The 7,134-nt window shown below is 63.8% G+C and carries 4 protein-coding genes; 1 reads left to right on the top strand and 3 read right to left on the bottom strand.

From position 1 onward, the window contains the following. Positions 1 to 277 precede the first annotated feature (277 nt). The gene (gene betA / locus KR227_RS02140; RefSeq protein WP_218363676.1) at positions 278 to 2,044 is read left to right on the top strand and encodes a choline dehydrogenase; all 1,767 of its coding nucleotides are present in this window, start codon (positions 278 to 280) and stop codon (positions 2,042 to 2,044) included. 85 nt (positions 2,045 to 2,129) lie between these two features. Here the strand turns inward: betA and KR227_RS02145 are convergent, their stop codons facing one another. From KR227_RS02145 to KR227_RS02155, 3 genes are all read right to left on the bottom strand, one after another. Beyond that, a complete protein-coding gene (locus tag KR227_RS02145; protein WP_218363507.1) occupies positions 2,130 to 4,493 on the bottom strand; it encodes an ATP-binding cassette domain-containing protein in 2,364 nt (787 codons plus the stop codon). Beyond that, positions 4,490 to 5,401 (bottom strand): ABC transporter permease, encoded by a 912-nt coding sequence (locus tag KR227_RS02150; RefSeq protein WP_218363508.1) that lies wholly within the window; start codon positions 5,399 to 5,401, stop codon positions 4,490 to 4,492. Before KR227_RS02150 ends, KR227_RS02145 begins: the two co-directional genes overlap by 4 nt. Positions 5,402 to 5,520: 119 nt before the next feature. Continuing rightward, positions 5,521 to 7,059 carry an ABC transporter substrate-binding protein gene (locus KR227_RS02155; protein WP_218363509.1) on the bottom strand — a complete coding sequence of 513 codons (1,539 nt, stop codon included), beginning with the start codon at positions 7,057 to 7,059 and terminating at the stop codon, positions 5,521 to 5,523. Between the last annotated feature and the right edge of the window lie 75 nt (positions 7,060 to 7,134).

The following is a 7,134-nucleotide window of genomic DNA, read 5'->3' on the forward strand; positions in this document are numbered from 1 at the left end:
CCACGTGCTTTCGAGGGTGCATTAAACTTCCCCAGAAAACAACCGCCTCAGCCCCCTCATCGTGGTGTTCGGCCACCCCTCCTGCCTGCCCTATCGACGCTCATCACTCCAGCGTAGGGGGTTGTAGGGTGCCGCTGACGTGCTGCGGAGCAACCTGTGGTAGCCAGGCGACCACGAAAGTCATTAGCATGAGTTCGGTAGGTTGTGATCATTTGTTGGATTTGTGTCACGAGGAGGATTGTTCATCTTGGGTTTTAGCGACAGCCTGAAGAATGGTGTGAAAAAGCGTCTCGGACTTGCCGAGGACACTGTGGAATTCGTGCAGGAGAAACGACGCGATGTGATTGTGGTGGGCGGTGGCTCCGCCGGTTCCGTGGTTGCTGCCCGCCTCAGCGAGGACGCCGATACTGATGTGCTGGTGCTTGAGGCCGGCCGCATGGATTCGCTGTGGGATCTCTATGTGCATATGCCTGCCGCGTTTTCCTTCCCCATCGGGAACAAGCACTACGACTGGCAGTACGAGTCCGACCCCGAGCCGGAGATGAACAACCGCCGCATCTACCACGCTCGCGGCAAGGTGGTTGGTGGGTCGAGCTCCATCAACGGCATGATTTTTCAGCGCGGCAACCCCATGGATTATGAAAAGTGGGCGGATTCTGAGGGGATGCAGGACTGGGATTATGCCCATTGCCTGCCCTATTTCAACCGCATGGAGACTGCCCTCGCGGCGGATGAGGATGATCCCCGCCGCGGCCACAATGGCCCGCTGAAGCTCACCCGCGGCCCCGCCCAGACCCCGCTGTTCCAGGCGTTTTTCCGCTCTGTGCAGGAAGCCGGCTATAAGCTGACCAATGACGTCAACGGCTACCGCCAGGAGGGCTTCGCCCCCTTCGACCGCAATATCGTTGGCGGCACTCGTCAATCCGCGGCTCGCGCCTATCTGCACCCCGCACTCGACCGAGACAATCTCGAGCTGCGCACCCGCGCCTTCACCCGCCGCGTTCTATTCGAGGGCACCAAGGCCGTGGGCGTGGAATATGAGTGGAAGGGCCATACCCGCCGCGTGTACGCGGACAAGGTGATTCTGTGTGGCGGCGCGATCAACACCCCGCAGCTGCTGCAGCTCTCGGGTGTCGGCCCGGCGGAGCTGCTCCAGGAGCACGGCATCGACGTGGTGGCCCCGCTGCCTGGTGTGGGCGAGAATCTGCAGGATCACCTCGAGGTCTATGTGCAGTACAACGTGACCAAGCCGGTGTCGATCATGCCGGCTCTGAAGATGTGGAAGCGCCCCTTCATTGGGGCGCAGTGGCTGGTGTCTAAGAAGGGCCCGGTCTCCTCCTCCCACTTTGAGGCGGGTGGCTTCGCGCGCTCGAATGAGGGGGAAAAGTATCCCAACTTGATGTTCCACTTCCTTCCGGCGGCGATCCGCTACGACGGCACCACCTCCGGCGCCGCCCATGGCTTCCAGTTCCACGTGGGCCCGATGTATTCCGATGCCCGCGGCCACGTGCGCATCACCAGCGATGACCCGCACGCCAAGCCCAGCATGTTGTTCAACTACCTGAGCACGGACCAAGATAAGCGCGAGTGGGTGGAAGCGATCCGCGTGGCCCGCGAGCTCTTGGACACCGAGGCGATGCGCGAGTACACCGACGGCGAGATCTCTCCCGGCCCCTCCGTCCAAAGCGACGAAGAGATCTTGGAGTGGGTGCGCAACGACGGCGAGACCGCGCTTCACCCCTCCTGCACCGCGAAGCTGGGGCCCGCCTCTGATGAGATGGCGGTAGTCGATCCGGAGACCATGCAGGTCCACGGCACCGAGGGGCTGTATGTGGTGGATGCCTCGGTGATGCCCGGTATCACCAACGGCAATATCTACGCGCCGACCATCATGATTGCGGAGAAGGCCTCTGATCTCATCGCTGGCCGCGAGCCGCTGGCGCCCAATAACGCACCCTTCTACCGGGCCGATGCGGACATGCCGCTCTACGCTGAGGGCGAGGTAGCGAAGGACCACACGGACACTCCCCGCGGCGGGATTTAATCGCCCCGAGATGGCGTCGATAAGCATCGCGCTTATCGACGCTTTTCTCTGTCTTAGCGTGCTGCGCGGGGTGTATCTGCAGCGTCTAGGAATCCACGCTCCAGCGGCTGACGTCGATCACGTGGTCGGCGCGGTGCAGCACAGTGGGGTCGTGGGTGATGGCCAGCACCGTTGTTCCCTGCTGCGCCAGCTGGTCGAGCAGATCCACGACTTCCGTGGCGTGCTGTGCATCGAGGCCGGTGGTGGGCTCATCGACCACCAGAATGGGCCGGCCGGCGGCGAGAGCACGGGCAATGCTGGCGCGCTGGCGCTGCCCGCCCGAGCATGCGGCTGGCTTGTGATCCGCCACCGCGCTCAGCCGCACCGAGGCAAGCAGCTCGTCCGCATAGGCCTGCGGATGCGGGTGCCCGCCGCAGACTGCGGCGCGCCGAATCTGATGCCGCAGGCTAAACATAGGATGCAGCGCCTGGGCGGCGTCTTGGGCGGCATAGGCGCACTCCCCGCGAATCGGGTCGGGTCCGAGAAGCCCCAAGATATAGCGGATGAGCGTGGTTTTCCCGCAGCCGCTCGGGCCGCTCAGCACGGTGAAGCTGCCGGCGGGTACGCGGAAGTGGACGTCGTGGAGAAGCAGCTTCCCTTTCGCCGTGTACACCTCCATGCCCTGCACGCTCAGGCCACCATGATCTTGGAACACAGTGCCCTGCCCCGCATCCCGGCGCGGCGACACCTCAGCGGAACCGTTGCCCGCATGTGGCGGGTGTTCTTCCTGCTCTGCGGTGTCTCCGCAGGGTAGTTCAGCCACGGTTGAGGGCCTGATGATGGTGCGTGTGTCCTGTTCTTCCACCACCACAACCTGATCGCACACTCGCCGCAGGAAGTCGGCATCGTGGCTGCTGAGAACAATGGCGACCCCGCGGGCTGCCGCATCCTCCAGCACGCGCGCCACCGCATCGATGGCGGCGGCGTCAAGACCAGTGGTGGGCTCGTCCAAGACGAGAATCTCTGGCGCATGGGCCAGGGCACGCACTAATGCCAAGCGAGTGCACTGCCCGCCGGACATGCGCGCCAAGGAGTCAAACTTCTCTGGGTCGAGGCGCACGCTCCGAGCAACCGCATGCACCGCTTCCCTATCGATCGCGCGCCGGGGGCGGCCGTCTCGAATAATCGACCATTGGGACCGAGCCGTATCCACGGTGGTGGCCGCGTCTTGCTCGACGAGGCCGCAATGCTCACGGCGCCAGCGTCGCCACCACCTATCGCTGTGCTCGCTGGCGTGCGTATCAGTGGGAAAGCGCCTACCGCCCAGCCACACTTGGCCCGTAACCTGCAGGGCGGGTGCGGGACAGGCGGCGAGCAGCGAGAGCAGCGTGGATTTTCCGCTGCCGGAAGCACCGCTGATCCCCAGGATTTCGCCCGGTTGGACGCGCAGGGACTGCACCTCGATGGGCGTAGAGTCCGGATACGCCATGCGCAGCTGCTCCACCGCGATGCGCGCAGAGGGCGCGGTCTGGTGTGCTGCCGCAGGCCCGTGATCTGGCGCCGCGGTGGCTGCAGTGTTGGTTCCGCGACGCTGCGGGGCGTGCGCGGAGCGCGGAGTTGGCGGCTGGACGGCATTGACCAACACATCGAAAAACAAGACGACGACGAGCAAAAGCGCAACGATAGCGCAGGTCGGGGCGATAACCGCCGCCGGATTCAGCATGACCCCGGAGAGGTTTTCTCGGATCATCAGCGCCCAATCCGCCGTGGGGGCCGTGGGCCCCAGCCCGAGGATATGAACGCTCACCATCAACTGCATCGCGGCCAGACACCGCACTGCGGCATCGGCGACGATGAGGGGAAATAACGCCGGCACCATCTCTCGGAGCGCGATGGCGACGGTGCTTTCGCCGCGCACCCGAGCCGATTCGATGAAGCCGGCGCTCGTCAGAGGTGCCGCCGCCGCGCTGAGCTGGAGCATGCCCTGCGGCACCCCCAGCAACAACATGGCCGCTGACACCGCGATCCACGCCGGAAAGATACTCGCCGCCGCAAGCACCACCACCATTGCCGGGATGGCTAACAGGGATGTGGACAGACGGTTGGCCACCCTTCTCCACCGCGGGCGTTGCACGGCGAGAAGGGACAGCACCGTGATGCATAAGGTGGTCACAGCACCAATCGGCAGCGCCACCAAAAGCCGAGCACCGCCTGCCATCAATCGCTGTCCCACGTCACGGCCCAAAGCATCGGCGCCCAGCAGTCCCACCTCTTGGTCATAGGGAAACGACACTGGGTGCACTGTATCGCCGGCCCGTATTGGGCCGTAGAGCACCAGGGCGCACACCAGCGCCATCAGCAGGCTGACTACTACAGCTGCTATCTGGGTTCCTGGCCACCGCCTGCTGCGGCGGGCGGTGGCGCCGACCATGCTGCTGCGTGGCTGCTGCCGCATTCGTATCCGGCTCATCGCTTTACCCGCCTCTCCAGGGCAACGCTGAGCGCATCAGCACTGGTGTAAACCACGACTGCGATGCAGGACAGCACTAGGGCGATTCCCTGCACCACCGGCATGTCGCGTGCTCCGAGGGCGCTGGCGAGCAGCCCGCCCACACCGGGATAATTCAGTAGCGCTTCCACCACCACACCAGCTCCCAGCAGGCCGACGGCACTAATCGCCGCAGTGTGCAGCACCACGGGTGCCATCCGGATTGCCACGCACCGCCAGAGTCGCTGCAGCAACGGCATGCCGCGACGCTGGGCCGAGACATACAGTGGCAAAGCGAGCAGCTCCTCTGCGGGGCCGCGCAAGATCCGTGCCACCCAGGCGGCCACGGGGATGGCCAGCCCGAGCACCGGGAGCACGAGCTGCTCGGGCGATCCCCACGGTGATTCCCCGAGGGGGATCATGGTCACAGCCGGTAGCAGCCGCCACTTCACCGCGAAAAGCAGGACGAGCAGCACGACCACAATGGCCTCTGGGATCGCAGCGCAGGCCGCGACGAAGGCGCTGAGCACAAAAGCGCTCGGGCGACCGCGGAGTACGGCCTGAATCAGTGCCCCACCGATGCCAAAGGTCATCGCCAGGATCCACGCGGGCAGCACGATGGCAGATGAGGCCCCCAATCGATGGGTGACAGTACTGAACACATCGGTGCCCCCGATCCAACTCGTTCCCAAATCGAGCTGCAGGGCGCTCCACCACCAGCTAGCCAGCCGATACAGCACCGGCTTGTCGAGGTCATAGTGGGTGCGCAGGCGCTCGGCGGCATCCTGGTTCGCCCCAGCGAGCTGGGAGGCGAAGTCTCCAGGAAGCCACGCAGTAATCAGGAACACGATGCTCACAACGACCAGCAAGGTCACAAGTGCAGAGCCCATATTGCTCAGCACACGGCTGAGCAACGCTGCACCTTTCGGCGCTCTGCTCTCGGCGGTGGGTGGGGCTTTTTTCATCGCGGCTCCTGATTAGCTGACTAGCTGATTAGCGTGGTGCGGAATTAGGCGGTTTCGACCCCGTCGAGGGCGTAGCGGGCAGAGCCATCCCGCCAGCCGCTGACGCCCTCTGCCATGCAGTCCAAGCCGCTGCCGAAGCCCCATACGACCCAGCCGCCTTCTTCTGCCATACGGTGGTGCAGCTTGCCGAGGGCCTCGTTCCGCTCCTTTTCATCCTGGATGCTCATAGCGTCAGCGAAGTCCTTGTCGAACTCCGGGTCCTTGAAGCCCGTCTCGGAGAAGGGAGAGGAGGAGAGCACCGTCTGGCGCACGGTCACCGCAAAAGGAGTGTTGGTGTACATGCCCACAGTGAAGGGCTCCACCGTGTACGCGGTGGACCAATAGGTATCAGGGGCGTGCTCTTCGATCGTGACGCGAATGCCCGCCTCTTCCAGTTGCGCTGCGGCAACGGTAGCGGTGGTCATCATCCCGGGGTAGGACTGCGTGCTGTGCAGCGTCAGATCGAGGCCATCCGGGTGTCCCGCCTCGGCCAGCAGCTTCTTGGCCTTCTCCACATCGCGCTTGATGGGGGTGACATCCTTCGGCACCGAGGGATCATTCTGCTTGATCATGTCATAGCCCACGGATCCATAGCCCAAGAAGACCTGCTCGACGAGCTTCTCCCGGTCCAGCGCGAGCTTGATGGCGTCTCGAACTTCCTTCTTGTCGAAGGGGGCGGTATCAACGCGGAGCAGCAGCGGATAGGTCTCGTAGCCGGGGCGCTGCCGGATGGTGTAGCCGGACTGCTGCTCGAGAGACTTCGCGGCTGCTGGGGCGAGCGAGGAGGCAACCATGACTGCGCCGGTGGACACGGCGTTTGCCATCGCCTGGGGATCGCTGAAGCCGTTGATCTCCACTCGTTGTGCCCGCACATCGCTACCCCACCAGTGCTCATTGGGGCTCAGGACGGCATTGGTGCCTTCTAGCGCATCCTGCACGAAGGGGCCAGAAGCAATCGGCGAATCGAATTCGGTCGTTCCGTCCTTGACCACGAGGATGAAACCAGCCAGCATGCGCGGCAGCTCCGCATCCGGCACGGAGGTCGCCAGCTCGATGGTGTAATCATCGACAATGCTCGAGGCCTGAATATCCACGGTGCCCAAGCGCACACCGTTTTGTTCCTTCATCTCGTCGATACGGTTCAGGCTGTAGAACACGTCTTTCGCGGTGAGCGGGGAGCCGTCCGCGAACTGGGCGTCCTCGCGAAGCTCAAATACCCAGCGGGTGGAGTCCTCGTTCGGGGTCCACTTCGTTGCCAGGCGCGGCACCAGGTTTCCGTCATCGCTGAGCAGCAGCTGATCGTACACGCAGCTGAGGCGGAACCAATCGGACTCGGAGAACAGCGAGCCATGGGGGTCGATGGAGGCTTGGTTGCCTGCAGCAACGGAGGCGAAAGTCAGGGTCGCGTCCGCGGCATCGGCGGCACCGGAGGACGAGGACTGTGCACTGCTGCTGTCGCTGTTATTAGAGCCACAGGCTGCGAGTACGGCACCAGCGATGCTTAAGCCGGTGACAGAGAGGAATCGGCGGCGGTTCATTGCCATGTCAGTCTCCTATGAGAATGGGCTTTCGCGTTTGGGCGAAAGGATGGGTGATGAGAGGGATGGAATGTGCTAGGC

Origin of the sequence: Corynebacterium sp. TAE3-ERU30, assembly GCF_019209925.1 — a bacterium.
Classification (GTDB): Bacteria; Actinomycetota; Actinomycetes; order Mycobacteriales; family Mycobacteriaceae; genus Corynebacterium; species Corynebacterium megadyptis.